General features: G+C 54.6%; 28 protein-coding genes. 18 read left to right on the forward strand and 10 right to left on the reverse strand.

Annotated features, from left to right (window positions below):
* Positions 1 to 4: 4 nt before the first annotated feature.
* The 5 genes from IM284_RS05320 (at position 5) to IM284_RS05340 (ending at position 4,991) form a co-directional block, all read left to right on the forward strand.
* Complete coding sequence (locus IM284_RS05320) at positions 5 to 445, forward strand: GNAT family N-acetyltransferase (RefSeq protein ID WP_028013156.1); 441 nt, start codon at positions 5 to 7, stop codon at positions 443 to 445.
* A 143-nt stretch (positions 446 to 588) separates the two neighbouring features.
* Positions 589 to 1,584, forward strand: a complete 996-nt coding sequence (locus tag IM284_RS05325) for an alpha/beta fold hydrolase (protein WP_047368552.1) — start codon at positions 589 to 591, stop codon at positions 1,582 to 1,584.
* A 44-nt stretch (positions 1,585 to 1,628) separates the two neighbouring features.
* Positions 1,629 to 2,369, forward strand: a complete 741-nt coding sequence (locus IM284_RS05330; protein ID WP_047368553.1) for a response regulator — start codon at positions 1,629 to 1,631, stop codon at positions 2,367 to 2,369.
* A complete protein-coding gene (locus tag IM284_RS05335; RefSeq protein WP_047368554.1) occupies positions 2,366 to 3,664 on the forward strand; it encodes an ATP-binding protein in 1,299 nt (432 codons plus the stop codon). The genes IM284_RS05330 and IM284_RS05335 overlap by 4 nt, the downstream gene beginning before the upstream one ends.
* Before the next feature lie 136 nt (positions 3,665 to 3,800).
* The gene (locus IM284_RS05340; RefSeq protein WP_047368555.1) at positions 3,801 to 4,991 is read left to right on the forward strand and encodes a cytochrome c biogenesis protein/redoxin; all 1,191 of its coding nucleotides are present in this window, start codon (positions 3,801 to 3,803) and stop codon (positions 4,989 to 4,991) included.
* Positions 4,992 to 4,997: 6 nt separating this feature from the next.
* Here IM284_RS05340 and tam read toward each other — a convergent pair whose 3' ends face one another.
* Positions 4,998 to 5,756 (reverse strand): trans-aconitate 2-methyltransferase, encoded by a 759-nt coding sequence (gene tam, locus IM284_RS05345; protein WP_045260523.1) that lies wholly within the window; start codon positions 5,754 to 5,756, stop codon positions 4,998 to 5,000.
* An 83-nt stretch (positions 5,757 to 5,839) separates the two neighbouring features.
* Positions 5,840 to 6,424: an NUDIX domain-containing protein gene (locus IM284_RS05350; protein WP_047368556.1), complete on the reverse strand. Its 585-nt coding sequence runs from the start codon at positions 6,422 to 6,424 to the stop codon at positions 5,840 to 5,842.
* Between the two features lie 86 nt (positions 6,425 to 6,510).
* Here IM284_RS05350 and IM284_RS05355 point away from each other — a divergent pair, with 86 nt between their 5' ends.
* The gene (locus IM284_RS05355; RefSeq protein ID WP_041909965.1) at positions 6,511 to 7,266 is read left to right on the forward strand and encodes a DeoR/GlpR family DNA-binding transcription regulator; all 756 of its coding nucleotides are present in this window, start codon (positions 6,511 to 6,513) and stop codon (positions 7,264 to 7,266) included.
* A 57-nt stretch (positions 7,267 to 7,323) separates the two neighbouring features.
* Here IM284_RS05355 and IM284_RS05360 read toward each other — a convergent pair whose 3' ends face one another.
* Positions 7,324 to 7,695 carry a VOC family protein gene (locus IM284_RS05360; RefSeq protein ID WP_047368557.1) on the reverse strand — a complete coding sequence of 124 codons (372 nt, stop codon included), beginning with the start codon at positions 7,693 to 7,695 and terminating at the stop codon, positions 7,324 to 7,326.
* A 99-nt stretch (positions 7,696 to 7,794) separates the two neighbouring features.
* On the reverse strand, positions 7,795 to 8,238 hold the full coding sequence (locus tag IM284_RS05365) for a PACE efflux transporter (RefSeq protein ID WP_047368558.1): 444 nt from the start codon (positions 8,236 to 8,238) through the stop codon (positions 7,795 to 7,797).
* A 381-nt stretch (positions 8,239 to 8,619) separates the two neighbouring features.
* Here IM284_RS05365 and IM284_RS05370 point away from each other — a divergent pair, with 381 nt between their 5' ends.
* Complete coding sequence (locus IM284_RS05370; RefSeq protein ID WP_045260527.1) at positions 8,620 to 9,657, forward strand: aldo/keto reductase; 1,038 nt, start codon at positions 8,620 to 8,622, stop codon at positions 9,655 to 9,657.
* 140 nt (positions 9,658 to 9,797) lie between these two features.
* Here the strand turns inward: IM284_RS05370 and IM284_RS05375 are convergent, their stop codons facing one another.
* Positions 9,798 to 10,979 carry an aldo/keto reductase gene (locus IM284_RS05375; protein ID WP_047368761.1) on the reverse strand — a complete coding sequence of 394 codons (1,182 nt, stop codon included), beginning with the start codon at positions 10,977 to 10,979 and terminating at the stop codon, positions 9,798 to 9,800.
* A 46-nt stretch (positions 10,980 to 11,025) separates the two neighbouring features.
* The gene (locus tag IM284_RS05380) at positions 11,026 to 12,012 is read right to left on the reverse strand and encodes an aldo/keto reductase (RefSeq protein WP_047368559.1); all 987 of its coding nucleotides are present in this window, start codon (positions 12,010 to 12,012) and stop codon (positions 11,026 to 11,028) included.
* A 212-nt stretch (positions 12,013 to 12,224) separates the two neighbouring features.
* Here IM284_RS05380 and IM284_RS05385 point away from each other — a divergent pair, with 212 nt between their 5' ends.
* Positions 12,225 to 13,133, forward strand: a complete 909-nt coding sequence (locus IM284_RS05385; protein ID WP_047368560.1) for a LysR family transcriptional regulator — start codon at positions 12,225 to 12,227, stop codon at positions 13,131 to 13,133.
* Positions 13,134 to 13,169: 36 nt separating this feature from the next.
* Here IM284_RS05385 and IM284_RS05390 read toward each other — a convergent pair whose 3' ends face one another.
* Together IM284_RS05390 and IM284_RS05395 are read right to left on the reverse strand one after the other, a co-directional pair.
* A complete protein-coding gene (locus IM284_RS05390) occupies positions 13,170 to 14,069 on the reverse strand; it encodes a LysR family transcriptional regulator (protein WP_047368561.1) in 900 nt (299 codons plus the stop codon).
* Positions 14,070 to 14,152: 83 nt separating this feature from the next.
* Positions 14,153 to 15,268, reverse strand: coding sequence for an alkene reductase (locus IM284_RS05395; protein ID WP_047368562.1), 1,116 nt, complete (start codon positions 15,266 to 15,268; stop codon positions 14,153 to 14,155).
* A gap of 97 nt (positions 15,269 to 15,365) precedes the next feature.
* Here IM284_RS05395 and IM284_RS05400 point away from each other — a divergent pair, with 97 nt between their 5' ends.
* From IM284_RS05400 to IM284_RS05440, 9 genes are all read left to right on the forward strand, one after another.
* Complete coding sequence (locus tag IM284_RS05400; RefSeq protein ID WP_193055744.1) at positions 15,366 to 15,749, forward strand: helix-turn-helix domain-containing protein; 384 nt, start codon at positions 15,366 to 15,368, stop codon at positions 15,747 to 15,749.
* A gap of 184 nt (positions 15,750 to 15,933) precedes the next feature.
* The gene (locus IM284_RS05405) at positions 15,934 to 16,242 is read left to right on the forward strand and encodes a hypothetical protein (RefSeq protein ID WP_014831950.1); all 309 of its coding nucleotides are present in this window, start codon (positions 15,934 to 15,936) and stop codon (positions 16,240 to 16,242) included.
* 8 nt (positions 16,243 to 16,250) lie between these two features.
* A complete protein-coding gene (locus IM284_RS05410) occupies positions 16,251 to 16,940 on the forward strand; it encodes a type 1 glutamine amidotransferase domain-containing protein (protein WP_047368563.1) in 690 nt (229 codons plus the stop codon).
* An 83-nt stretch (positions 16,941 to 17,023) separates the two neighbouring features.
* On the forward strand, positions 17,024 to 17,971 hold the full coding sequence (locus tag IM284_RS05415; protein WP_047368564.1) for an aldo/keto reductase: 948 nt from the start codon (positions 17,024 to 17,026) through the stop codon (positions 17,969 to 17,971).
* Between the two features lie 102 nt (positions 17,972 to 18,073).
* The gene (locus IM284_RS05420; protein WP_047368565.1) at positions 18,074 to 19,108 is read left to right on the forward strand and encodes an amidohydrolase family protein; all 1,035 of its coding nucleotides are present in this window, start codon (positions 18,074 to 18,076) and stop codon (positions 19,106 to 19,108) included.
* 150 nt (positions 19,109 to 19,258) lie between these two features.
* Positions 19,259 to 19,831: an NAD(P)H-dependent oxidoreductase gene (locus tag IM284_RS05425; RefSeq protein ID WP_047368566.1), complete on the forward strand. Its 573-nt coding sequence runs from the start codon at positions 19,259 to 19,261 to the stop codon at positions 19,829 to 19,831.
* A 2-nt stretch (positions 19,832 to 19,833) separates the two neighbouring features.
* Positions 19,834 to 20,853: an aldo/keto reductase gene (locus tag IM284_RS05430; protein ID WP_047368567.1), complete on the forward strand. Its 1,020-nt coding sequence runs from the start codon at positions 19,834 to 19,836 to the stop codon at positions 20,851 to 20,853.
* A gap of 59 nt (positions 20,854 to 20,912) precedes the next feature.
* On the forward strand, positions 20,913 to 21,608 hold the full coding sequence (locus IM284_RS05435; protein ID WP_047368762.1) for a putative quinol monooxygenase: 696 nt from the start codon (positions 20,913 to 20,915) through the stop codon (positions 21,606 to 21,608).
* A 15-nt stretch (positions 21,609 to 21,623) separates the two neighbouring features.
* Positions 21,624 to 22,427: a carboxymuconolactone decarboxylase family protein gene (locus tag IM284_RS05440; RefSeq protein ID WP_047368568.1), complete on the forward strand. Its 804-nt coding sequence runs from the start codon at positions 21,624 to 21,626 to the stop codon at positions 22,425 to 22,427.
* A gap of 118 nt (positions 22,428 to 22,545) precedes the next feature.
* On the opposite strand, the gene IM284_RS05445 is transcribed toward IM284_RS05440, so the two are convergent.
* Complete coding sequence (locus tag IM284_RS05445; protein WP_047368569.1) at positions 22,546 to 23,451, reverse strand: LysR family transcriptional regulator; 906 nt, start codon at positions 23,449 to 23,451, stop codon at positions 22,546 to 22,548.
* Between the two features lie 117 nt (positions 23,452 to 23,568).
* Between IM284_RS05445 and IM284_RS05450 the strand changes: the two genes are divergently transcribed.
* Positions 23,569 to 24,969, forward strand: a complete 1,401-nt coding sequence (locus IM284_RS05450) for an MFS transporter (protein WP_047368570.1) — start codon at positions 23,569 to 23,571, stop codon at positions 24,967 to 24,969.
* Positions 24,970 to 25,052: 83 nt separating this feature from the next.
* Here the strand turns inward: IM284_RS05450 and IM284_RS05455 are convergent, their stop codons facing one another.
* Positions 25,053 to 26,048 carry a DUF2891 domain-containing protein gene (locus tag IM284_RS05455; RefSeq protein ID WP_028013180.1) on the reverse strand — a complete coding sequence of 332 codons (996 nt, stop codon included), beginning with the start codon at positions 26,046 to 26,048 and terminating at the stop codon, positions 25,053 to 25,055.
* Between the last annotated feature and the right edge of the window lie 9 nt (positions 26,049 to 26,057).

Below are 26,057 nucleotides of genomic sequence, written 5' to 3' on the forward strand. Positions count from 1 at the left end.
ACGCATGGCTGTCACGGTAAGACCTCTACGCGAAGATGACTATCCCCAGTGGCGACCGCTGTGGGATGGCTATACCCATTTTTATGATTGCTACCTCGAGGAGTCCGTTACCGCATCGACATGGGAAAGGGCGCTTTCAGCGCATTCACCGATGTTCTGTCGGGTGGTAGAGAAAGACGCAAAGGTCATCGGTTTCGCAATGTGTGTTCTGCACGAAGGAACCTGGTCAACCGCGCCCATCTGCTATCTGGAAGATCTGTTTGTTGATGCAGCCGAGCGCGGCGCGGGAGCGGGTAAGGCGCTGATTGATGCCTTGATAGCGGAAGGCAAGCGCGAAGGGTGGTCAAAGCTCTACTGGGTTACCCGGGAGAACAATCCGGCACGTAAACTCTACGATCGATACGGTGACGCTGACGATTACGTCCGCTATCGTCTCTCCCTTTAAGGCAGCAGCCTGTGTTTGTATCACACTGTATCCGTGTTCCAGATACATACACAGGCTTGCAATAAACGCGTTTCCGCACATATCCGCTATACATTGAACTGTTGTTATATCTCCGTGAATTGTACTCAACCGGAGATACCAACATGTCCAGCAAACTCGCTTATTCAACGCTTGCTCTCACCGTTTCCCTTGGCACCGTCATGTCATGTCAGGCCGAAGTCACCGGCACTAACTTAGCGGCGGCTTTCGATCGTCCACAGCAAATTAACGCCGGCGATCTTAACGTCGGGTATGTCGACATTGGTCCTAAAGACGGCCAACCGGTCATTCTGTTACACGGCTGGCCCTACGATATTCACAGCTACGCTGAAGTCGCGCCTGCGCTGGCGGCAAAAGGCTATCGCGTGATTGTGCCTTCTCTGCGCGGCTACGGTACTACGCGCTTCCTGTCGGCAAAAACGCCGCGCAACGGCCAGCCTTCCGCGATGGCGAAAGATATCGTGAACCTGATGGACGCCCTGAATATCAAGCAGGCGGTGTTTGCAGGCTATGACTGGGGTGCCCGTACGGCCGATATCGTTGCGGCGCTGTGGCCAGAGCGCGTTAAGTCGCTCGTTTCGGTAAGCGGTTATCTCATCAGCAGCCAGCAGATTGGTAAACAGCCGTTGCCGCCAAAAGCGGAGCAGCAGTGGTGGTATCAGTTCTATTTCGCCACCGAGCGCGGCGCTGAAGGCTATGCCAAAAACACGCATGACTTCGCTCGTTTGATCTGGTCTCAGGCCTCACCTGACTGGAAATTTAGCGACGCTGTCTTTAACGCCAGCGCCAAATCCCTTGATAACCCGGATCACGTTGCGGTAACGCTCAGCAACTATCGCTGGCGCTTAGGGCTGGAAAAAGGCGAGCGCAAATACGACGCCTACGAGCAAAAACTGGCCACGCTGCCGAATATCACCGTTCCGACGATCACCATCGAAGGCGGAAACAACGGGGCGCCGCATCCGGCACCGCAGGCCTACGCGGGTAAATTCACCGGTAAGTATGAACACCGTACCTTCGGCGCAACCGTGGGGCACAATCCGCCTCAGGAAGATCCGCAGGATTTCGTCAAGGCAGTTGTTGACGCTGACAAACTCTGAAATGTGCTATTTTCAGTACGTTACCCTTCGGTCTGGAGATTTCGGTGGAGCATATTGATCATATCCTTGTCGTCGATGACGACAGGGATATTCGTGAACTGATTATCGACTATCTCGTTAAGTCCGGTTATCGCGCCTCTGGCGCGGCAAACGGCAAAGAGATGCGCGTCGTGCTGGACAAGCAGCATATCGACCTGGTGGTGCTGGACGTTATGATGCCCGGCGACGACGGGCTTACGCTGTGTCGGCAATTACGCGTCGGGAAATATAAAGATCTGCCCATCCTGATGCTGACGGCGCGCAACGAGGAGACGGACAGGATCCTGGGCCTGGAAATGGGAGCCGACGATTACGTCGTAAAGCCTTTCGTCGCGCGAGAATTACTGGCGCGTATCAAAGCGATTTTACGCCGTTTTCGCACGATGCCGCCCAATTTACAGGTGACGGAAGCAGGGCGGCTGGTGATGTTCGGTGAATGGCAGCTCGATACCGTTGCCCGCCACCTGATCGACCCGGAAGGGGTGATTGTGGCGCTCAGCGGGGCGGAGTATCGCCTGCTGCGCGTTTTCCTTGACCACCCGCAGCGGGTGCTGACCCGCGATCAGCTGCTCAACCTGACGCAGGGGCGTGACGCCGAGCTGTTTGAACGCTCAATCGACCTGCTGGTTAGCCGGGTTCGCCAGCGTCTGAATGAAGATGCCCGTACGCCCGCGTATATTAAAACCGTGCGCAGCGAGGGCTATGTGTTTACCATGCCGGTCACCATCAAAGAGGCTAACGAATGACGCTCTGGCCTCGCTCGCTGCTGGCCCGCTTGCTGATCGTCGTGCTGCCCGGCCTGTTGCTCGCCAATGCCCTGAGCCTGACGCTGGTCATGATAGAGCGAATGCACAGCGCCCGAACGGTGATGCTCGGTAATCTGGAATACGATGTCGCGACCAGCGTGGCTATTTTAGACCGCTTACCCGCCAGCGAGCGCGCGGCCTGGTTGCCGCGCCTTGAACGGGGTAACTACCGCTATATTCTGGGGCCGGGAGATCCTGGCAACGCGCCGACGGACAAGCGCTCCCGGGACGCCATCCGAACCTTAAAAGCGACGCTTGCAGCACAGTACCCGCTCAGCTTCACCGCCGTTCCCGGCGCCATTTCACATATCCAGGCGCATCTCACGTTACATGATGGCGCGCCGCTGACCATTGACCTGATCCCTCGGATGCCTCCGGTCGCCAGCTGGCTGCCCGTTGTTCTTATTCTGCAGTTGCTCGTGCTGGCTGCCTGCTCCTGGATCGCCGTACGCCAGGTGATACGGCCTTTTTCACAGTTTACCCGCGCGGTAGACTCCCTGGACCCGGCCGCCAACACGCCAATGACGGAAAAGGGGCCAGTCGAGGTGCAGCGGGCAGCACATGCCTTCAACGCGATGCAGGCGCGCATTCAGTCCTATCTCAGGGAGCGGGCGCAGATCCTGGCATCCATATCGCACGATCTCCAGACGCCCATTACCCGCATGAAGCTTCGTGTTGAAATGGCGGATCAGCCTGACCTGCGCGACAAGCTCTTAAACGACCTTGATAACATGTCGCGTCTGGTGCGGGAGGGTATTGCGTATGCCCGGTCATCAGAATCACTGGAAGAGACCTCGCTGAAGCTGGAGCTGAACGCCTGGATAAACAGCATCGCCTGCGATTATCAGGACATCGGTAAAAACGTGCAGTTTCAGGCAGGCGAAAACCGTTTGCCCATCGTCACGCGTCCACAGGCGCTGCGCCGGGTGTTGACCAACCTGCTGGATAACGCCCTGAAATTTGGCGACTACGCCACCATTAGCATTGATGACTCGGCTGCCGGAGAGGTGGTGATTCATATCATGGACGGCGGGCCTGGGATACCGGATGCCGAGCTGGAGGCGGTATTACAGCCGTTTTATCGGGTAGAAACATCACGCAACCGCGACACCGGCGGGACAGGACTCGGCCTGGCGATCGCAGCGCAGCTCACCGCTCAGCTGGACGGAAAGCTAAAGCTGGAGAACCGCGCAGAGGGCGGGCTGGACGTTTCGATTACTCTCCCGCGCCTTTAATTGTACGGTTCTGTATCTCCCCGCGTGGCCGATACAGAGCCAGACAAAAACCCATGCTTTTACACATATCCTGAACACATCCGCACGATGAAATAGCCTCACTGCAGCGTCGCAGGACTTGTATTGTGAGGTGTCTATGTTTCTGATAATTGCTTTCCTGGGCGGGATGATAAGCTTGCTCAGTCCATGTACGCTCCCGGTAATTCCTCTCCTGTTCGCCGGTTTTCAGGGGCAGCGGCGACATATTCTGGCGCTGCTCGCGGGGATGATCGTCATGTTCACCCTGGTGGCGATGGTCGTCACCGTCGCCAGCGAGTGGATAGCAGAGGCAACTATCGTCGGGCGCTGGGTCGCGCTTATCGTCCTGGCCACGGCCGCACTGGCCTTAATTTTTCCGGCCTTTGCCCAGCGTATCGCCGGGCCGGCAGTCAGCGCGGGGAATGTCCTCAACACCCGAAGCGGGCAAACGCGTGGTATGGCATCGGCTTTTCTGGCCGGGCTTGCCGTCGGGCTGCTCTGGTCTCCCTGCGCGGGACCGATTCTGGGCACCATTTTCAGCATCAATATTGCCGGACACTCGGCCATTGCCACAGGAGCCTTGCTGGCCGCCTATGGTAGCGGCTGCGCGCTGATGCTGGGCCTGCTCGTTTTCGGAGGCCGCACGCTGATGGCGCCGCTGAGAGCAAGATCGGCGCTGATGGAAAAGTTACGTCAGGGGGCAGGCGTGGTGATGTTAGCGGCCGTTGTCTTTAACGCAACGGGGATGACGTCTGCTCTGCAAGGCGCAAACGGCGTCGCGAATCGTCTTGAAACCGCGCTGCTGAATCTGGCAAAGCCCGCCGCGCAACCAGCGAAGCTTCAACCGGTCGTCATGACCGAGCCCAGCAGCCAGCTGCCTTCATTAAGCGGTGGAACAGGGTGGGTAAATGGTGACCCTGTCACGTCTGAATCGTTGCGCGGGAAGGTGGTACTGATCGATTTCTGGACCTGGGACTGCATTAACTGCCAGCATACCCTTCCGCACGTGCGCGACTGGGCAACAAAATACCAGTCTCAGGGCCTGGTCGTCATAGGGGTACACACGCCTGAATACCCCTGGGAGAAACCGATCGCCTCGGTGAAAAACGCGGTAAATAAATGGCAACTGCCGTACCGGGTTGTGACGGACAACAACTATCAGATCTGGAACGCTTTTGGCAACCAGTACTGGCCCGCGCACTACTATTTCGATGCTAAAGGTCAGCTACGCTATACCTCGTTTGGCGAAGGGAATTATGAGCAGCAGGAAAAGGTTATCCAGCAGCTGCTCAAAGAGGCCCGTTCATAGCGCCGTTCAGGGCTGACGCTGGGCAACCATAAACAGTCGAGGAAACGCCAGCAGTATCTGCCCGTTTTCCTGGAGCGGATACTGCTCTTCCAGCAGTTCATGGTAGCGTTTCAGGAAACGTTGCTGCTCGCTCTCGTTCAGTTCCTGGAGCCACGGGCGCAAACCGGTCGCGCTGACCCAGTCAATAATAGCCTGGTGCGAACTCATTTTATGGAAATAGGTTGTCCTCCAGATATCCACATCGCAGCCGGCCTCCGACAGGATATCGTAATAGGCATGCACGCCAGGCAGCGGCTCGCGGCCACGGTCAGGGTAGCCTTGCTCCAGCGCCACTTCACGCATCGCTACATGCGTGGGCTCAAGCCAGTTGTCCGGCATCTGGATCGCCAGCACGCCATTGAGCGCGAGCAGTGACGCCAGATGCGGCAGGAGATCGTAATGGTCAGGTATCCACTGTAGGGATGCGTTCGCATAGATGAGGTTCAACGGCTGGCCTGGCCTGAACTGGCGGATATCGGCCTCAACGAACTGACAGTCGGGCAGTGCGCTGCGCGCCTCTTCCAGCATAGCCGGTGAGTTATCGACGCCGACAATCTGCGCTTTTGGCCAGCGATGCTGCAACAGCGCGGTGCTGTTTCCCGGCCCGCAGCCCAAATCGGCAATGGTGGCAACGTCACTCAGGGGAATTCTGGCAAGCAGCTCGGCGGCAGGGCGCGTTCGTTCAGCGCCGTATTGCAGATAAAGCGAAGGGTTCCAGTCGGCCATCTTCAGATCTCCGTTTTGCGTGTTTCAGCAAGGATAGCACAGGCCGACACCTGCACCGGGACAGGCGTCGGGCGACCGGCAGGTTACAGAATGCCTTTCAGTGCAATATGGTAGAGCAGCATGATGGTTTTTCCGTCGACGATTTTGCCCGTATCAATTCCCCGCAAGGCCTCTTCAAAGGGCATTTCCAGCACGTCGATATCTTCTCCCTCCGCTTTGATACCGCCGCCTGCGCTGGTTTTGTCCTTCGGCTGATACTCGGCAATATAGAAATAGAGTTTCTCCGTGACGGAGCCTGGGCTCATGTAGGCTTCAAAGATTTTCTGCACGCTCGACACGTTAAACCCGGTCTCTTCTTCCGCCTCTGCTCTAATGCGGCTTTCCGGATCCATGTTATCAAGCAGGCCGGCCGCCGCCTCAATCAGATTGTCCTCATGGCCATTAATAAAGACCGGGAAGCGGAACTGGCGGGTCAGAATCACCGTTTTTTGGTCACGGTTGTAGAGCAGGATCGTAGCGCCGTTCCCCCGGTCATAAACTTCACGCGTTTGCCGCTGCCATTCGCCATCGCGTCTTTGCAGGTCAAAGGTATATTTTTTAAGTAAGTACCAGTTATCGGACAGGGTTTCACTGTCAATGATGCGCACATTTGCACGTTTTGATTGCACGTTTCGTCCTCCTTACGTAGAGTAACTATCAATACCAGCACTATCGTGCATTTTCAAGATTAAACATGCAACATCAGGAATACATCATGCTCACCAGTCAGCGAAAACAGTTGATCCTTGAAAAGCTCGGTGCCGAAGGTCAAGTCCAGTCAAAAGCGCTTAGCGTTCTCTTCGACGTCTCTGAAGACACCATCCGACGCGATTTGCGCGAGCTGGCGGCAGAAGGGCGTTTACAGCGGGTTCACGGCGGCGCGCTGCCGTCGTCTTCCGCTACTGTGCCTTTCGCGGAACGACAGTCCGTTAAAATGGATGCCAAAAGAAAGGTGGCGCAGAAGGGGGCACAGCTGATTTCTTCGGGCCAGGTGGTGATCGTTGACGGTGGAACGACCACTTCAGAATTGATCGCTTTTTTACCGCGTGACCTGCGTATTACCGTGGTGACGCACAGTCCGAGCATTGCCCTGGGGCTTGTTAATCATCCTTCCATCGAGGTGATTCTGATCGGCGGCCGTTTGTATAAACACTCGATTGTCGCCGTTGGCGCGGCGGCCATCGAAGGTATCGAAAACATTCATGCGGATCTGTTCTTTATGGGCGTGACCGGTATCCATCCGGAAGCAGGGCTGACGACCGGAGATTTCGAAGAGGCGTGCATCAAACGTGCATTTTCCGGCAGAGCCGCCGAGACGGTTGTCCTGGCGTCGCCGGAAAAAATAAATACGGCGTCATCATTTGTTATTGGCGATGTGGCGCTGGCGAATACGATTGTCGTCGAAGGCGATACCGACCGCGGCTGGGTCAATGCGGTATCGGAAAAAGGGGTATCGGTCGTATTGGCCTGAGCGTGAGCCAGCCAGAAAACTGGCTGGCGCGGGTACTCGCAAGCGGGTGAAATTAAGTTATCTTTCTTCGGGGGCATGGCATACCGCTTCGATATTATGACCATCAGGGGCAATGACAAATGCGGCATAGTAATTTTCACCGTAGGAGCGTAATCCCGGTGCGCCATTGTCGCGTCCGCCTGCGCGCAGCGCGGCATGGTAAAAGTCATCAACCTGCTGGCGTGTCGTGGCCACAAAGGCCAGATGAAGCGGAGCGGGTTTATCATTCGACTGAAAAAGGCAAAGAGAAACATCGCCGGAACTCATTTCGACGCCATAGTCAGGAGAGCCTTCATCGACGAGTTCGACACCGAGCGGTTGAAGCGACATGAGGAAGAAGGTTTTACTTTTCTCATAATCGCTGACGCCGAATTTTACATGATCAAACATAATGGACTCCTCAAAAGTGATGGTGAAATGAGAAGTATAGAAAGAGAGTGGAGTCCAATACGATCAAGGGGTTGTGAATGTGACCGATATCAATACTCGCTACACAGCAGACCGTTTACTCCCTACGAATGTCCAACGCAGATAATCATAGAGCCAGTTAAAAAGCATCGTGTATGGCAGGAAAAACAGTACAAGGCCAATCTCAACAAAAAATGCCTCCGCGATCGTTAAATTCAGCATATACATGGCCACAGGGATTAAGGAGATGATAAGGCCCGTTTCAAACCCAACTGCATGGATGGCGCGAACGAGAAACGTTCGTTGAAACTGATGTTTTTTCTGCAGGGCGTCAAAGAACTTATTGAAGACAAAATTCCAGACCGTTGCGGTAAGCGCAGATATCACCGACAACGAACCCGACTGGAGTACCGAAACGTTCATCAGCCACGCAAGAGACAGAGCGATGATAACGTTGGCCGTCACTTCAAAAATGACAGCGTGGAAAATCCTTTCTTTAAAGCTTTTATTGAGTTCGATTTCCATAAGTCTACAGCAGCGGTGGTCAAAGCCAGGAGTATATCAAACGTCTTTTAACATTGGATAAACGTAGAAGTTGGATTTCACAAGCTATCAATGAATCGGGGCAATCACGACCGTAGAAAGGCAGATTTTGACTGGCATTACATTGGTGCGCATAATGTATATTATGTTAAATAAGAATATTGCCGTGCCTCAGGAGGTATCCCTCCTCAGTCTTGAGGATTCACTGTTGGCCACGCAGTTTGTATGTAAACCCCACTGACGATTACGCCCATCTGTGAAAAAAACTCACAACACCATTCGATGGCGCATGGTGGTTCCCTTCATGTCAGTGCAATACCCTTTCACATACAGAATTGCTGGCAATAAAAGAAGGAACACAGAATGAAGTATGTGAATCTGGGTCGTAGCGGTTTGCAAGTCTCCCGTCTTTGTCTCGGTTGTATGAGCTATGGTGAACCTGAACGCTTGCCTCAACCCTGGTCCCTGGATGAAAAGGCGTCACGTCCGCTCATTCGTCAGGCGCTTGAAGCGGGCATTAATTTTTTTGATACCGCGAATATCTACTCGGGCGGAAGTTCTGAAGAGATCACTGGAAAAGCGCTGAGAGAAATGGCCAGACGCGATGAAATCGTTGTGGCGACAAAGACCTTCTTTCCGTGGCGCAACTCACCCAATACCGGGTTTCTTTCCCGCAAGGCCATTTTTCAGTCTATTGACGATAGCCTGATGCGCTTAGGCATGGATTACGTGGATCTCTTTCAGATTCACCGCTTTGACCACTCCACGCCTGTTGAAGAGACCATGGAGGCTCTGCATGACCTCGTTAAATCAGGAAAAGTACGTTACATCGGCGCATCATCTATGGAAGCCTGGCGCTTTGCAAAAATGCAGCATACGGCAGAGCGTAACGGCTGGACCCGATTTATTACGATGCAACCGCAATACAACCTGCTTTACCGGGAAGAAGAGCGCGAGATGTTGCCCCTGTGTGAAGACCAGGGCGTTGGTGTGATCCCCTGGAGTCCGATGGCACGCGGCAGGCTCACGCGCGACTGGAGTGTCACGTCCCGACGAACGCAAAACGATGCCTTTGCGTTAAAAATGTATGAGAACGCAGCCCTTCTGGATAAGCCCGTTATTGATGTTGTTGCCAGCATTGCTGAAAAGCACCATGTGCCAAGAGCCCATGTTGCAATTGCCTGGTTGCTATCAAAAACGGTCATCACAGCACCGATCATCGGCGCGACGAAACCAGAACATCTTTCAACGGCTATCAGCGCGCTGGACTTTTCACTTAGCGATGCCGAAATCATGGAACTCGAGGCACGCTATCTGCCGCACCCCGTCGACGGGATCATTCCCCCGCTTCCGGATACGCCACCTTCACTCACGCCGCCTTCAGCAATACAGGACTGTTAATGCCCTACCCTGGCCCGGCGTTGGTTCGGGCCCGCTGTTGGTGACAATGAACAACTCGTGATGTCAGGGTCGGATCGCTGACCGGGAGACTTTACCTACAGTCTCCCTGTGACAGTAAGTATAAAGGTGGCCATCACCGTTTAACTTTTATCAAACTGACTTTCGGTAAATGGATCTGCGCGACCGCCCTGCAATGGGATCCTGGCAAGCGCTGCATCGATTTCGCGTAACTCGCTGTCCGTCAACCGGACTTGCGGTGCACCGCTATTTTCTATCAGGTGCGGATATTGCGTCGTACCCGGGATGGGGACAATCCATGGCCGTTGTGCCATCACCCAGGCCAGCGCGAACTGAACCGGAGTGGTGTTTTTGCGGCGGGCCCACGATTGCGCAAATTCAAGCAGTACCATGTTTTTGGCCAGGGCATCGGGCTGGAAACGTGGCAGGTTATGCCGCCGATCTGTGCTGTCGAACCGCTGATCTGGATTGACTGCCCCGGCAAGGAAACTCCGGGCGGTCGGGCAGTAAGGTACAAAGCCGATACCCAGCTCTTCGAGCGTTGGAAATATCCGCGTCTCCGGTTCACGCCACCACATGGCGTACTCACTCTGTACTGCAGTCACAGGGAGTACCGCATGTGCGCGGCGGATTGTCCTGGCACTCGCTTCCGACAATCCCCAGTGTTTCACTTTACCCTCCTGGATCAACGCCTTCACGGTTTCCGCCACATCCTCGATCGGCACATTCGGATCGGGGCGATGTTGATAAAGAAGATCGATGTGGTCCGTTTTCAGACGCTTTAGCGAGCCCTCTACGGCACGGCGAATATGGTCAGGATGGCTGTTAAGGGAGGTTGGCTTCCCCTCCTCCACGCCGAAACCGAACTTAGTGGCAATCACCACACGATCGCGAACGGGGGCCAGTGCTTCCCCGACAAATTCTTCACTGAGATGGGGGCCATACACCTCGGCAGTATCAAAGAACGTGATGCCTTGTTCGAAGGCGGCCCGGATGAGCGAAACCATGGCTTTACGATCGCGCGGACCACCGCCGTAATACCCCACCATAGGCAGACACCCGAGTCCCATACTTGAAACCTCCAGCGAGCCGAGTTTACGCGTGGTTAAGGTCTCCTTCTGGACGGGAACAGCACCCGAAAGGGCGCTCGACGTGTCCTGACCAGCCGGTTTAGCCATCACGGCTCCGCTCCTGCCAAGGGTGGTAGCGGCCAACGCCAGACCGGCGCCGGCGATCAGAAAATTGCGACGATCCCGGGAAGCGGGTACGGAAGCAGAATGCTGGTCATGCATCATCTTGCTCATAAACTGGAACTCCCTATAGCGAAGAAAGGATTCATTAATGTGGTCATTACCAGGCATAAGCCTGGGGCGCTTCTCCCCCGGGTCCGGGCCAGATTTCGTCGAGACAGCTCATGGTGTCGTCTGATAGCGTGATTGTCGTTGCGTGAAGCGCCTGCTGGAGTTGTTCGACCGTACGAGGCCCGATAAGTGGAGCAGTAACAACAGGATTCTGCAGGAGCCAGGCAAGCGCCACATCGGAAGGGGTTTCGCCGAGATCCTCACATAATCCTTCGTAGGCTTCCAGCTGCGGACGATACTGTTCGATTAGACGGGAAAACGCGGGCCTTGCACGGCGCCCGCTTGCCATCTTTTTCAGTACGCCGCCAAGCAACCCTCCGGCAAGTGGGCTCCAGGGAATCAGTCCCAGGCCAAAATGACGGCATGCGGGAATGACCTCCAGCTCAACGGTTCGGGCAGTCAAATTGTAGAGACTTTGCTCAGCAACCAGGCCCAGGGAATGACGGGCCGTGGCAACTGACTGCGCAGTCGCAATGTCCCAGCCTGCGAAATTGCTGCTACCGATATAAAGCACTTTTCCCTGCTGAACAAGGAGTTCCATGGCCTGCCAGACCTCTTCCCATGGTGTATAACGATCGATGTGATGCATCTGATAGACGTCAATATGGTCGGTCTTAAGCCGTCGCAAACTGTCCTCGCAGGCCTTGCGAATATGGTAAGCAGAAAGACGACGATCGTTCGGACCCGGTCCCATAGGCTGATAGGCTTTCGTCGCCAGAACGATACGGTCACGGCGGCCACCCTGCTGGAGCCAGCGACCAATAATCTCTTCAGACAGCCCCGAACCTTGCTGGATATCGGGTGATTGCTCGGTGCCATACACGTCTGCTGTATCAATGAAATTGATACCCGCCTCAAGCGCTTCATCCAGAATGCGGGCGCTGGTTTTCTCGTCGGTGACATCACCAAAATTCATGGTTCCGAGACAAAGGCGGCTGACTTTCAGGCCGGTGCGGCCAAGATGCGTATAGTTCATACACGGCTCCGTTAGGTGAATGTTCCGCCCTGACCGACGGCCAGAGCGCATAATTTTCAAGAATAACGAAGCACAATGTGTTCAGTGAGAGGCGATGGGTGGATGGACTTGTGAAAAAAATTCAGCAACGGATTAGCCCTGGTCGGTCTATGGTGTATATCATTTCCGTATCAACGCATTCGGGCCTTAACGCACAAGGAAAACGATTCTGTATGCAAATAAGCAGAGCTGATGTCGCCGATCTCATTTATTTCATGGCTATTGCACGTCATCGCAGTTTCAGCCGTGCGGCGATTGAATTAGGTGTCAGTGCATCAGCGCTTAGTCATGCCCTGAAGGGACTGGAAACCCGGCTCGGGGTTCGCCTGCTTAATCGCACGACCAAGAGCGTTACACCTACGGCTGCAGGTGAAGAACTGGTTCAGTCTGTCCTTCAGCCTTTCGACAAGATAGAAGGCGCGCTTGAATCGCTTAACCGGTATCGTAATACGCCTACCGGGCGTATCCGCATCAATGCAGCCGTTGAAGCGGCCAATCTTTTGCTTGCACCGGTTATGCCCGCGTTTATGGATCGCTATCCCGATATTGAAATCGATATTGTGGCCAGTAACCGTATGGTTGACGTCACTGATGCGGGCTTCGATGCCGGTATCCGCTATGGTGGCACCGTCCCGGAAGACATGGTTGCCCGGCGTTTATCTGCCGATATTCGCTGGGTTATCGCCGCATCCCCCGACTACCTTGCACGCTACGGAACGCCTGAACATCCGGATGATTTGTTACACCATCGCTGTATAAGCAATCGTCTCGGCGACGATCGGATTTATCGCTGGGAACTTGAGCGAGATGGCGAAACGTACCAAATCACTGTGCCTGGCTCAGTGACGGTCAACCAGGCTGAAACGGGTCTTGTGGCCGTATTAGGCGGGGCCGGCCTGATGTATTTTCCGGAGCCTCTTGTTGCACCCTATGTGAAGGATGGACGGCTCCGCCTGGTGCTTACGGAATGGTCCCCGCTGGAGGAAGGTTTTTATATCTATTATTCAAGCCGCCGGCAACTGCCGACCGGGCTTCGCCTTCTGATTGAGTTCATACAGGAGGCCAGGCCGCTGGGGTTGTGAAATAGCGCTTCCATACGGGACGATGCGTTATCGTCTTTATCGCCCCGTAGCGGATATCAGAAAATCAATCAGGGCCTTCACTCTTTTCGTTTTGCCCGCGTTTTTGGGGTAATAGAGATACACTGGCGGGTAGGTTTTCCAGTAGCTCTCCATCACGGGTATAAAGCGCTCCCTGTCCGGCTGTAACTGCCAGATGGGTTCAAACAAACGTCCAATTCCCAGGCCGTTACGGATCCCGTCTGCCATAACGTCAATATCGTTGCTGATTAACTGTCCGGGCATCTCAACCGTCAACTGCTCTCCGCGGTCGTTCAGAATCAACGGAAGGATGCGGTTGTTAGTAATAAAACGGTAGCCAATCAGCTTGTGTTGACTGAGATCTGACGGCACCTCAGGCGTTCCATGCTCGCTGAGATAGGCTGAGGATGCATATAACCCTTCACGAAAGGGTTTCATTAACGGCCGCGCTACCACCCCACCCTCGAGGATATCGCCAAAACGGATCCCAAGATCAAAACGCTCTTCGATAACATTCACAGTACCGTCGTAAACCGAAATTTCCAGCTGTATACCCGGATATTGCTGACAGAATTTCGCCATTGCAGGCTTAAGAATTAACAGATAGGCAAAACGCGAGAGCGTGATTCGCACGATACCAGAGGGCTCCTGATTCTGGTCGCGAATGCTTTCAAGCGAATTTTCCAGCGACTCCACCGCCGCAGCGGTCTGTTCCAGCAACAGCTGCCCGGTTTCCGTCAGCTCAATACGGCGGGTCGTACGCACAAAAAGCGGATGGCCAATATGATCTTCCAGCAGCTTAAGCGCATTGCTGACGGAGGGGGGCGTAATTTCCAGTTTTCTTGCGGCTGCCGAAATATTGCCCTCACGTGCAATGCTCTGAAAGATCCGTATCTGGTTATACAGGGCGTTATTCATAATGTGTTCCTTAAGCAATCACTGCTTAATTGTTAACTACAGCCTAAAGATGCTTAAGTCAATAATATCCCTTTAGTTCGTTTTTACTGATGCTGCGATCCACTGTTTAGTGCGGGATAGTCAGTGTAGCCCACCGCATCGTTCTGTCCCGGCGCATAGAAGGTTGCAGGGTCCGGAACGTTGAGATCGCTGCCGCACGCAAATCTTGCGGGTAAATCGGGATTGGCAATAAATGGAACACCATAGGCGATGAGATCGGCCTCACCCTTGTTAATTGCATCCTCACCGGTCTGAGCATCATATCCACCATTCAGAATAAAAGTTCGCGAGAAACACTGACGAAGATAAGGTGCAATCCGCTGTGAACCTGCGACCGGAGCATCGGGCCCGGCAATACCTTCTGTTACGTGAAGGTAGGCGATGCCAATAGCGTCGAGTTGAGTCGCTAAATAACTGAATGTTTCAACCGGCGAAGAATCAGACATACCATGTAGCGACATGTTTGGACCAACCCTGAAACCAACGCGATCGGCGCCGAGCACTTCGCTCACTGCACTGACGACCTCCAGAGGAAAACGTGCACGGTTTATAATAGTCCCACCATAATGATCTTCTCGTTTGTTAGAACCGTCACGAAGGAACTGGTCAAGGAGATATCCTGAACTACCATGTATTTCTACTCCATCGAAACCGGCTTCAGAAGCTTTTTCAGCACCCTGACGAAACTGTGAGACGACATCGGCGATTTCACTTGTTAAAAGCGCGCGAGGGACAGGAGTTTGTGCTAGTCCATTAGACGTAAAAACGTCTGCCTCTGCATTAATTGCAGATGGGGCAACCGGAAGGACACCATCATGGAACTCAGGATGCGAAACGCGTCCGACATGCCACAGTTGCGCAAAAATAATTCCCCCCGCTTCATGAACTGCATCTGTTACGCGACGCCATCCCTCAACCTGAGCGAGGGAATATATTCCCGGTGTTCTTATATATCCGGTACCTTGACGGCTAACCTGCGTAGCTTCAGATATTATCAACCCTGCCTGCGCCCGCTGCGCATAGTAAACAGGAGCCAGAGGGTTAGGTACATTACCGGTAACGGCCCGACTGCGGGTCATTGGGGCCATTACCATTCTATTTTTTAGTGTCAATTCCCCGATGTTATATGGGGATAAAAGCGTAAGGGGTGCATTTTTCAAGGAGCAGTACCTTTATTCTCAGTAAGAAACGAGTCGTTTTGTTTTGTAACCAGGGCTATATTACATACCGTTATTTTACCCGCAAGAAGGCACATTCATGATACCGTCAGATAAACGGACAGCACCCACCTGCAATATTTTCACCCGCGAATTGCTCAGTCGGATTGGTGATAAGTGGAGTATCTTAATCATTGCTCATCTTTCCGAGGGACCTTTGCGGTTTAATATACTCAGACGTACCATCGGTCAGGTCTCTCAGAGAATGATGACGTTAACACTGAGAAGTCTTGAACGAGACGGGTTAGTATCGCGGACGGTATTCCCTTCGATCCCGCCACGTGTTGAATATGAGCTAACTCCACTTGGACGGACATTAATGGGGCCAGTTATGACACTTATAGACTGGTCCTTGATTCATCAGGGCGAGGTTGAAAAGGCACGTTCTGAATATGAAAGCCAGCCCGAGTTTTCGACTGATTAAGCCAGACTATTCATATACAGATGCAGGAACAGACATGTCTGGCATAGATTTACCCTGTCGCACTCCTCACCTGATTATTAAGTACAGACTAAATATGCTTAAGCCAATGGCCACCTAATCTTCTCAAAATGGCGCTCATATACTCTTCTCTCTTTCCCTTTAAACCTGAGAACAAGAGACACTTATGCGAATTTTATGTCTGGATATCCCCGCACCTGGAGCATCGCTGGAAAAGTATGCTCCACACCTTAACGCTGAAGCACTGCACGCCTGGGGATTGTATAAATCCGGCTTCATCCGCGACATCTACTTCCGTCAGGACAGACCTGGCGTCGCTATTTTTCTTGAATGTGACTCTGTCGATGAAGCGATGAACGTAATGGCCGAATTCCCGCTGGCAAAAGCAGGCTTATTAAGCTTTGAGTGCATTCCGCTTGGCTCCTTTATTAACTGGGAAAATCTCTTTGCCGCTGAATTTAAAAATAAAGAGTGAGGCCCGATATGAAACCTGCAGATAAACCCGTGCTGTGTGTCGTTTCCAGTCATCCGATTAAAGGCGCATCCGGTGTACCAACCGGTTTTTTCCTGGCCGAGCTGACGCATCCGCTGAAAGTACTGGAAGATGCCGGACTAAAAACGATGATCGCCAGCATTCGCGGGGGACAGCCGCCGGTGGATGGATTTGACCTCAGCGATCCTGTCAACGCCTGGTACTGGAACGAAACCGATTTTCAGCAGCGCCTGGCAACAACACCAGCGTTATCCGAGCTGAACGGTACCGATTACAGCGCCGTTTTCTTTGCGGGCGGCCATGGAACCATGTGGGATTTCCGCGACAGCCAGGATGCCCAGCGTATTATCCGCGAAGTGTATGAAAGTGATGGGATTGTCTCAGCCGTCTGCCACGGACCTGCGGCATTGGTTGACGCAAAGCTCAGCAGCGGCGAATACCTGGTGAAAGGCAAAAACGTGGCGGCCTTTACCAACAAGGAAGAGGAAGAAGTTCACGCCACAGATGTGGTTCCCTACCTGCTTGAGACTGCACTCCGCGAGCATGGCGCGCTTCATCATGAAGCCCCGAACTGGTCTGAAAATGTGGTTACTGACGGTCGCCTTATCACGGGGCAGAATCCCGCTTCAGCGCACGGTGTCGGTGTGGCGCTGTTAAATGCCCTCCGCCAGCCAACTTAATTCATTCATCTGTCTTTCATCTTTACTCACCCTCTTTGGCCGGTTTACGTCAGCAACGTTCCGGCTTTTTTCAGGAGCTGAATATGAAAACTCTTCCTCCAGTCGCGCTCGGCACATGGTCCTGGGGCACAGGCTTTGCCGGTGGCGACACCGTCTTCGGCAATCATCTTTCTGATACTCAGATGGCAGACGTGTTCACCACGGCCATGAGTAAGGGTCTGAATCTCTGGGATACCGCAGCAGTATATGGCATGGGGAGTTCCGAGGCAGCGCTGGGAGCATTAGTCCGTCAGTTCCCCCGCGAGGATATGATTTTATCCACCAAATTCACGCCGCAGATTGCGAACGAACAGTCAGCACAGCCTGTCAGCGATATGCTTGAGGCCAGCCTCGGACGCCTGGGTGTGGACGCGATTGATATCTACTGGATCCACAATCCCCTCGACGTTGAGAAATGGACGCCAGGACTGATCCCACTTTTACAAAGCGGTAAGGTCAAACGCGTCGGGGTTTCCAACCACAATCTCGCACAAATCAGACGCGCCAACGAAATCCTTAACGCTTCCGGTTATTCCCTCAGTGCAGTACAGAATCACTACAGCCTGCTTTATCGCGCCTCTGAAGAGGCCGGGATCCTTGATTATTGCCGACAAAATAACATCACGTTCTTTGCTTACATGGTCCTGGAGCAAGGCGCGCTCAGTGGTCGTTATGATTCAAATCATCCCATGCCTGCCGGGAGTGGCCGGGCCGAAAGTTATAACGCAGTACTGCCGCAGATAGAAAGATTAACCGCCGCCATGAAAAAAATGGGAGCCGAAAGGAATGCCAGCGTGGCACAGATAGCCATCGCATGGGCTATTGCAAAAGGTACCCTTCCCCTCGTTGGTGCGACTAAAGTCCATCACGTTCTGGACGCCGCCTGCGCTTCAGACATCCAGTTACGCGATGAGGAAATCATCCTGCTGGAACAACTCGCCACAGAGACCGGAGTGGATACACGAGGCGCCTGGGAAAAACCGATGGTGTAAACCCCATCCGGGACAGACTGTCATGAATGACACTCACGAACGGGCTGTTCCGGGCGCTCCTAATCTGCATCACTTTTACTGCTTTGTATGAAGGGTGAGAATATGAAAATCATTTGCCTCGAAGAACATTATCTCGACAGCGAGTTAGGGCGAGCGTGTATGCCTGTTGCGCTTGAGCAGGCACCTTTCCTTGGCGACTGGGGGAAAACCGTCGCTGATGGTCATAATCCTGACCGAAGCCGGCCGCAGATAGAAAAGAATGCGCTGATAAACGCGAAAGGCGCTGATTTGGGAAGCCGCCGCCTCAGGGATATGGATGAAGCTGGAATTACCCTTCAGATCCTCTCTGTGGGCGGATTTCCCCAGCTGGCACCCGGGGATGAAGTAGTAACATTAAATACGGCGGCAAACGACCGCCTTGCCGGGGCGGTAAGAAATCACCCGGATCGCTTCGCGGCATTTGCCACACTTCCCTGGGCACAGCCAGAAGAGGCTGAAAAAGAGCTTGTCCGCGCAGTTGAAAAACTGGGGTTTAAGGGGGCACTTCTGAATGGCCGACCCTCTTCATGCTTTCTCGATCATCCTGACTATGACTCCCTGCTTTCCCGCTTTAATAAACTGAATGTGCCACTCTATCTTCATCCCGGATTACCGGTTAAAAGCGTGCAACAGGCCTACTTCACGGGCTTCAGCGCAGAGGTCAACGCCCGGCTCTCTATGTTTGGCTGGGGCTGGCATCACGAAGCCGGGATCCATTTGTTACGGCTGATGTTATCGGGCGCATTTGATAAATATCCCCACCTGCAGGTAATCAGTGGCCACTGGGGGGAGATGCTGCCCTTCTGGCTGCAGCGTCTTGATGACAGCCTTCCGCTGGCTGCAACGGGTCTGTCACGCACGCTAACGAGAACCTTCCAGGAACACGTTTACGTTACCCCGTCAGGTATGCTGACACTGCCGCACTTCCAGTTTATCTACGCGTTAATGGGGGCAGACAGGATCCTGTTCTCCGTTGATTACCCCTATCAGACCCTGGACGGTGTAAAAACATTTATCGACAGTCTGCCCGTCAACAAGGCTGAAAAAGAGGCTATCGCGTTTCGCAATGCAGAACGTTTAGTGGGCATCATGGCGTAGTTCACGGGTTCATGATGACCGGGCACAATGAGAACAGTCGACCATTATTAGTTTTTGTCTAAAAGTGAATGAGCCTTTACTGCTCTAAAAAAAATAATGGTGTCACTCTATACTGGACTAAAAATTCACCAGCCTCTTTAACGTATTGAAATGAAAAATATCCTTGTTATTTCAGGTCATCCTGAGCTGAACCATTCCGTCGCCAACGCCACTATCCTTGACGAAGTGGCGACCGCCCTTCCCGATGCTGAAATTCGTCGTCTGGACTGGCTCTATCCGGACGGCAAATTCAATATCGCTTCGGAGCAGGATAGCCTGCTCAGGGCCGATGTGATTGTCTGGCAGTTTCCTTTTTCCTGGTATGGGCTGCCCGGGTTAATGAAACAATGGCTGGACGAGGTCTTTGTCCACGGCTTCGCGCATGGCTCAACGGCGAAACTGGGCGGTAAAAAGCTGATCCTCTCCTTCACTACAGGGGCGCCACAGGCGCTCTATACCGCTGACGGTTTCTTTGGCCATGCCATTGAAGAGTATCTTATTCCGTTCGAGACCACGGCAAAACTGTGCAATCTTGAGCTGCTGGCGCCGGTTTATACCTGCGGTATCAGCTATGCCGACCGGGATTCCGCCAAAATCGCGCAGCAAAAAACGCTTGCCCGGGAACACGCTTCAAGGCTTGTCGATCTGCTCAATTCCGTCGTGAATAATCCAGAGGGAGAATAACGATGCAGTATACCCGGCTCGGTAAAAGTGACTTACTGGTCTCCCGCATCTGTATGGGATGTATGGGGTTTGGCGACCCGTTAACGGGCCAGCATCGCTGGACGCTGGACGAAACAGCAAGCCGGGACATCATCCGCTACGGTCTCGAAAAGGGTATCAATTTTTACGATACCGCCATCGCCTATCAGAACGGCTCCAGCGAGCGATACGTTGGCCGGGCGCTGCGGGAGATGGCAAAACGCGAGGACGTGGTGCTGGCCACCAAGTTTCTGCCACGAACCGCCGCGCAAATTGCCGCGGGGATCGGCGGAAAAGAGGCAATAGCCCGATCGCTCGACCAGAGCCTGCAGAATCTGGGGATGGACTACATCGACCTCTACATCTACCACATCTGGGATTACAACACGCCCGTTATTGAGGTGCTTGAAGCGCTGCATGCCGCCGTTACTGCGGGCAAAGTGCGCGCTATTGGTATTTCCAATTGCTATGCCTGGCAGCTTGCGAAAGCGAACGCGCTTGCCGAACGCGAAGGGCTGACGCCCTTTGTTTCCGTGCAAAGCCACTACAACCTGATTATGCGTGAAGATGAACGAGAGCTCTTCGGTCTGTGCGCTGAAGATGATATCGCAATGACGCCCTATAGCGCGCTCGCCAGCGGCCGTCTCGCCCGGAAAGAAGGCCACACGCGGCGAGCCACGGAGGATGATTATGCGCGCGGGAAATATGACAGCACGGCTGAACAGGATCGGATCATTATCGAGCGCGTCGCCGAGCTTGCTGAACGACATCAGGTGTCCATGACGGAAATCTCACTCGCCTGGCTGCTGACAAAGGTCACGTCACCTGTCGTAGGGGCCACAAAAAAAGATCACGTTGATGGCGCGGTAAACGCCGTAAATCTTCAACTGAGCCTTGAGGAAATCCGGTTTCTGGAAGAAACCTACCAGCCGCACGTTCTGACGGGGATTATGGCGCAAAACACGCCGCAAACGAAAGACGTTAAGCAGGTCTGGACGCGGTAGCAAACAGTCATTTCAGTAAAAGGATCAACGTGAAAAAGCCCCTTATGCTTTTAATTTGCATGCTAATAAGCAGCCCTGTCTTTGCAACAAAACCGGACGCGCCGGATAAGGTAGTGATGAATATCTTTGAGCTCGGCGTCAGACCCGATCGGGACAAAGAGTTTGAAGACGTGGCCAGGCAGACGATTTCCGCTTCGGTTGATCATGAAGCAGGTACGCTGGCGATGTACGCCCTGCAACGAAGCGACAATCCACGTAAGGCATTCATGGTCGAACTCTATGAAAACGAGAGTGCTTACCGCAAACATCTGAATGCCGAACCATACAAGGCATTCGCTGCCCGGGCACCTGACATTATCGATCGGAAAAATAAAATCACTCTGGAGCCACAGTTTCTGGGCGACAAACACATCATACCGAATGAGCGAACCATTAATAATCTGGTGATCGTCGAGGTAAAGCCTGAATTTCAGACCGAATTTAAAAACATCGTCCTTCCTGAAATGGCCGAGTCGCTCAAAGTAGAGAAAGGCGTGTTAGCCATGTATGCCGCTACAGACTCACAGAGTCCGAACCGCTGGTATTTCTATGAGATTTACGCCAGTGAGGAGGATTATCAACTGCACCGACAAACGCCGCACTTCCTGGACTATCTCAGGCAAACGGCGCATATGAGCGCCAGGAAGGACGCTATCCCGGTAAAACCGGTATTTCTTCGTAACAAAGGCGGAATCAAACAGGATCCGCACCGTTGACCAGTGAGGATTAACATGAAAAGCGTAATTGCAGCGGCGGCCATGTCGCTTGTTATTTCTGATTTTGCTAATGCTGAGGAAACAAGAGGTAAAGCTATGATGAAAATTGAACCTTCAGCGATTCCTGAAGCTGATATTCGTTCTGTCTCACCGGCTCTTGCGCGCTTTGGTCGAGAAGCGATTACTGAAGATCTGTGGACACGCGATGCCCTCTCGCCCAGGGATCGTAGTATGGTGACCGTCGCCATGCTGATTGCCCGTAACCAGCCTGCCGAGCTCAAGCACTATATTGACGTCGCTCTCGATAGCGGCGTGACGCCAGCGGAATTGTCAGAAATCATTACCCATCTGGCGTTCTACTCAGGTTGGCCAAATGCAATGTCAGCCATCAGCGTGACCAAAGTAGTATTTGAAACTCGTGGCGTCACGGCAGATGCACTTCCTGAAGCTTCTCCGGACCTGCTTCCTCTCAATCAGGAAGCAGAAAAGCAGCGTTCAGAGACAGTGGAAAAAAATGTAGGCCCAATATCTCCAGGCCTGGTTAAATTTACTGCTGACCCACTGTTCCTGGATCTCTGGCAAAGACCCGCGCTGAAACCCCGCGACAGAAGCCTGATTACGGTCAGCGCGTTAATCGCATCCGGGCAGAGTGCGCAGATTGGCTATCACCTCAACAGAGCGATGGATAATGGACTTTCTGCTGAGGAAGCTGGGGAGATCGTTACCCAAGCCGCGTTTTACGCTGGCTGGCCAAACGCATTTACCGCTGCTCCTGTTGTCGGAGAGGTATTAAGCAATCGCTCATCGAGTAAAAGGTAATATTACTGAACACTAAAACCTGACGCACATCACAAAATTAGAACGAACGTTCGCGTTGAATCGGATGCGGTATCGACGCGCTTCATTCTCTCCGTGCCGAAAAAAGTGGCCTGAGCCGTCAGCGTACAGCGCGGCACACCTCCAGCACCTTTTCCCTGAGCCAGCGATGCGCCGGGTCCCTTTCCATGCGCGGATGCCACATCTGTGACACCGTAATGCTCCGGGTTTTAAACGGCAGTTCAAAGACGTGCACGCGCTCGGTCATCGGCTGATTGAGCAGATAGAGCGCCGGCACCATGGCAACGAGATCGGAGACCAGCGCCACCGATAACGCCGTCGGGAACCCTGGCACCACGCTGGCGATTTTGCGCTTCATCCCGCGTTCCGCCAGCGCCTCATCGACAAACCCGTGTAACGAGCCGTCGGGCGAGGCCACCACGTGCCCCCAGGCGACATAATCCTCCAGGCTGACTGACGACAGCGAGGCCAGCGGATGCCCCTGGCGCACCGCGCCAACAAACCGATCCTGAAAGAGCCGTTGCAGACGAATTTCAGGACCCATATTGCTCTGCACGCCGATCTCCAGGTCAACCAGCCCCTCACGCAGATAGCGCGACGTTTTCTCAGGTTTCGGCGAAAAGCGAATGCAGACGTCGGGCGCCACCGCCGCCACTGCGGCAATGAGCAGTGGCCCAAACGCCACCACAAAGCCGTCGTTGGCTCGGATGGTGAACAGGCGCTCCATACGCTCAACATTCAGCGTTTCCGTGGAGGGTTGCAGTACCGCCCTTACCTCATGCACGGCGCTTCTGGCCCGGTCCCGGGTGGCTTCGGCCCAGGGCGTCAGCACCATCTGCCGACCGGCCCGCACCAGGATAGGATCGCCTGTCACCTCCCGCAGCCTGCTCAGGGTGCGGCTCATGGCAGAGGTGCTCAGGTTTAAGCGCCGCGCCGCGCCAGCCACGCTGGCTTCGGCCAGCAGAACGTCGAGCGCAACCAGAAGGTTAAAGTCAGGATCGGACACGATGGCTCCTCAGATAAGGCGTTATATGCAACGATAAAGTGCAAGCGCTGCGTCTTCCGCCCTGTATACCCCATGATTATAGTTTCGTCATCACTATTCTTATGCGGAGTAACGACGATGACGCTCTTTTCAAACCAGCCCGGCGATGAAGGCTTACCCGGTCATGAACGCGCCCGGGTGATGGCCGCCGTCATGACCACCACGCTGATGGGCGTCTTTGACGGCACCATGATCAACATCGCGCTGCCCTCCATGGCAAGGGCGATGCAGGTCCCCGCGAACGTTGCGGTGTGGTTTGCCAACGGTTATCTACTATCGGCGGCAATGACGCTGGCCATCTTCGCGGCGCTGGCGGCGCGCGTGGGCTTTCGACCGGTTTTTCTTGCCGGGCTTGCCACCTTTACGCTCACCTCGCTCGGCTGCGCGCTGGCGAAAACGCCCGACATGCTGATCGGGATGCGTATTCTGCAGGGCATCGGCGGTGCGGCTACCCTGAGTATCGCCCCGGCGATCCTGCGTTCCGTTTTTCCGGGGCGATTGCTTGGGCGTATTCTGGGGCTGCACGCCCTGCTTATTGCCGCCAGCACGGCGATTGCCCCTGTACTGGGGGGAACGATACTGGACGCGCTGAGCTGGCAGTGGCTGTTCGCCATTAACCTTGTTCCGGGCAGTATTGCCCTGTTTCTGGCATGGCGGGCGTTGCCGCGCCAGTCGGACGTTGACCGCTCCCCCTTTGATGCGCCGGGCGCCGCGCTCTCCGCCGTGCTGTTAGGTTCTGCAATCATGCTGGCCGACAGCCTTCAGCACATAACGCAAGGCATTAACCCGGCAGCCGCTGGCTGGGGGCTTCTCACGCTGGTCAGCGCTATCGCCTTCGTCTGGCGTATTCGGCGCGCGCGCAGTCCCATACTGCCGCCCGTTATGTTCAGAAACGGACGCTTCACCCTCGCCGCCCTGACCTCGCTGGCCTCGTTTGTCAGCCAGGGCATCACCTTTGTCGCGCTGCCGTTCCTGTTTCAGAGCGTGTATGGCTTCAGCCCGGTGGTTTCGGCGCTGCTGTTCACCCCGTGGCCAATGGGCATCGTGCTGATCGCACCGCATGCGGGGCGCTGGGCAGATACCCTTTCCGCGCCGCTGATCTCGACTATCGGCCTGATGATTTTTGTCGGTGGGCTGGTCCTGCTGGCGACATTGCCGGAAAGTCCGTCCGTATGGAATATCTGCCTGCGCAGTCTGGTTTGCGGGATTGGGTTTGGCTGCTTCCAGAGCCCCAATAACCGGGAGATGCTCGCTAACGTGGCGCGGGAATATGCCAGCTATGCCTCAGGGGTGTTGTCTATCGTCAGGACGTTCGGGCAATGTCTGGGGGCCGCCGCGGTGGGGGTGCTGCTTGCGACGACCGGCTCAGACCACGATCGGGCCGTGCATCTGGCACTGTGGATCGCCGTCATCGCCTCAACAGGATCGGTTTTGTTTAGCCTGAGCAGGCTGCGCCCTGGGGTTCGGGCGTCAGCCTGAATCGCCCAGCGGCGCTACGTTTGTACGGGACAACGGCCGGGTAAGGCATAGCCGCCACCCGGCAAAAAAGACGACTCGTTCGTTTATTCCAGCGCCAGTAGCGCAAAGCTCGCCAGCCAGTGCCCGCCGCTGTAGTGGCTGCCCACCACGTGCCCGACGCTTGCCGCCAGGTGTTTTGCCACGGCATCACGCAAGGCCTGCTGGGCCGGGTGGTTTACCGGAAGCGCCCTGGCGATATGCTTCATACACCAGGCGCGGCTGAGGTTTAACCCATCCAGATGGGCAATTTTCGGGTCGGTACGGTCGCTCACTTCCGCCGGGTTCATCAGCGCCGCAATGGAGCCGATATCCGGCAGAAACGCGTCAAACCAGGCCGGGAAATTCTCTGCGACCTTGCTCATCAGCAGCGCTTCCGTCAGCGCACCAGAGATGTACTCATCGCCACCCGGCTCGTAATGGGCCGGGTAGCGCGTGTCGGCGAGATAAAACCGCTCCGCCGCCGTCACAATCGCCTGCTCAAGCGCGCTATCTTCCACGGCTCGGGCGTAATCCAGCCCCAGCGCGAGGGCAAACGCCGTGTTGTAGTGCGTTCCGACGCGGATCGGATAGGTTAGCTTGCTGAGGTAATCCACCAGCCGGTTGCGAATATCCTGGGTGAGCGGCTCCAGCGTCTGGTACCAGCCTGCGGCCTGCGGCAGCGACGATTGTTTCAGCTCCTGGGCCAGCGCCAGCAGCCATCCGTAGCCATACGGCCGCTCAAACGAGGCGCGGAACGGCGCGGTGAAATAGGCAAGCTCCTTCGCCACGTTCTCGTCGGTCAGGTGCTCGTCGAAAAGCGCGACGATGTTATTCCGACACGGTAGATCAGGATAGAGGCGCACGCAGCGCAGCAGCAGCCAGTAGCCGTGCACCGCCGAGTGCCAGTCGAAACAGCCGTAGAAAATCGGGTGCAGCTCGCGAGGCGGCAGAACGTCACCGTCATCATTCAGCAGATGCATGATGTGGTTCGGGTATTCCTGGCGCAAATAGGTTAAAGGCATGCGGGCAAACGCGTCAGCCTGATGTTGCGTCAATTCCATAACAGCTCC

The organism is Enterobacter cloacae complex sp. P12RS, from assembly GCF_014895875.1.
Classification (GTDB): domain Bacteria; phylum Pseudomonadota; class Gammaproteobacteria; order Enterobacterales; family Enterobacteriaceae; genus Enterobacter; species Enterobacter bugandensis.

What these genes read in the sequence shown, in the direction of transcription:
- IM284_RS05320 (WP_028013156.1), top strand. Translation starts at nt 5, where the DNA reads ATGGCTGTCACGGTAAGACCTCTACGCGAAGATGACTATCCCCAGTGG.
- IM284_RS05325 (WP_047368552.1), top strand. Translation starts at nt 589, where the DNA reads ATGTCCAGCAAACTCGCTTATTCAACGCTTGCTCTCACCGTTTCCCTT.
- IM284_RS05335 (WP_047368554.1), top strand. Translation starts at nt 2,366, where the DNA reads ATGACGCTCTGGCCTCGCTCGCTGCTGGCCCGCTTGCTGATCGTCGTG.
- IM284_RS05340 (WP_047368555.1), top strand. Translation starts at nt 3,801, where the DNA reads ATGTTTCTGATAATTGCTTTCCTGGGCGGGATGATAAGCTTGCTCAGT.
- tam (WP_045260523.1), bottom strand. Translation starts at nt 5,756, where the DNA reads ATGGCCGACTGGAACCCTTCGCTTTATCTGCAATACGGCGCTGAACGA.
- IM284_RS05355 (WP_041909965.1), top strand. Translation starts at nt 6,511, where the DNA reads ATGCTCACCAGTCAGCGAAAACAGTTGATCCTTGAAAAGCTCGGTGCC.
- IM284_RS05360 (WP_047368557.1), bottom strand. Translation starts at nt 7,695, where the DNA reads ATGTTTGATCATGTAAAATTCGGCGTCAGCGATTATGAGAAAAGTAAA.
- IM284_RS05365 (WP_047368558.1), bottom strand. Translation starts at nt 8,238, where the DNA reads ATGGAAATCGAACTCAATAAAAGCTTTAAAGAAAGGATTTTCCACGCT.
- IM284_RS05370 (WP_045260527.1), top strand. Translation starts at nt 8,620, where the DNA reads ATGAAGTATGTGAATCTGGGTCGTAGCGGTTTGCAAGTCTCCCGTCTT.
- IM284_RS05375 (WP_047368761.1), bottom strand. Translation starts at nt 10,979, where the DNA reads ATGAGCAAGATGATGCATGACCAGCATTCTGCTTCCGTACCCGCTTCC.
- IM284_RS05380 (WP_047368559.1), bottom strand. Translation starts at nt 12,012, where the DNA reads ATGAACTATACGCATCTTGGCCGCACCGGCCTGAAAGTCAGCCGCCTT.
- IM284_RS05385 (WP_047368560.1), top strand. Translation starts at nt 12,225, where the DNA reads ATGCAAATAAGCAGAGCTGATGTCGCCGATCTCATTTATTTCATGGCT.
- IM284_RS05390 (WP_047368561.1), bottom strand. Translation starts at nt 14,069, where the DNA reads ATGAATAACGCCCTGTATAACCAGATACGGATCTTTCAGAGCATTGCA.
- IM284_RS05400 (WP_193055744.1), top strand. Translation starts at nt 15,366, where the DNA reads ATGATACCGTCAGATAAACGGACAGCACCCACCTGCAATATTTTCACC.
- IM284_RS05405 (WP_014831950.1), top strand. Translation starts at nt 15,934, where the DNA reads ATGCGAATTTTATGTCTGGATATCCCCGCACCTGGAGCATCGCTGGAA.
- IM284_RS05410 (WP_047368563.1), top strand. Translation starts at nt 16,251, where the DNA reads ATGAAACCTGCAGATAAACCCGTGCTGTGTGTCGTTTCCAGTCATCCG.
- IM284_RS05415 (WP_047368564.1), top strand. Translation starts at nt 17,024, where the DNA reads ATGAAAACTCTTCCTCCAGTCGCGCTCGGCACATGGTCCTGGGGCACA.
- IM284_RS05420 (WP_047368565.1), top strand. Translation starts at nt 18,074, where the DNA reads ATGAAAATCATTTGCCTCGAAGAACATTATCTCGACAGCGAGTTAGGG.
- IM284_RS05425 (WP_047368566.1), top strand. Translation starts at nt 19,259, where the DNA reads ATGAAAAATATCCTTGTTATTTCAGGTCATCCTGAGCTGAACCATTCC.
- IM284_RS05430 (WP_047368567.1), top strand. Translation starts at nt 19,834, where the DNA reads ATGCAGTATACCCGGCTCGGTAAAAGTGACTTACTGGTCTCCCGCATC.
- IM284_RS05435 (WP_047368762.1), top strand. Translation starts at nt 20,913, where the DNA reads ATGCTAATAAGCAGCCCTGTCTTTGCAACAAAACCGGACGCGCCGGAT.
- IM284_RS05440 (WP_047368568.1), top strand. Translation starts at nt 21,624, where the DNA reads ATGAAAAGCGTAATTGCAGCGGCGGCCATGTCGCTTGTTATTTCTGAT.
- IM284_RS05450 (WP_047368570.1), top strand. Translation starts at nt 23,569, where the DNA reads ATGACGCTCTTTTCAAACCAGCCCGGCGATGAAGGCTTACCCGGTCAT.
- IM284_RS05455 (WP_028013180.1), bottom strand. Translation starts at nt 26,048, where the DNA reads ATGGAATTGACGCAACATCAGGCTGACGCGTTTGCCCGCATGCCTTTA.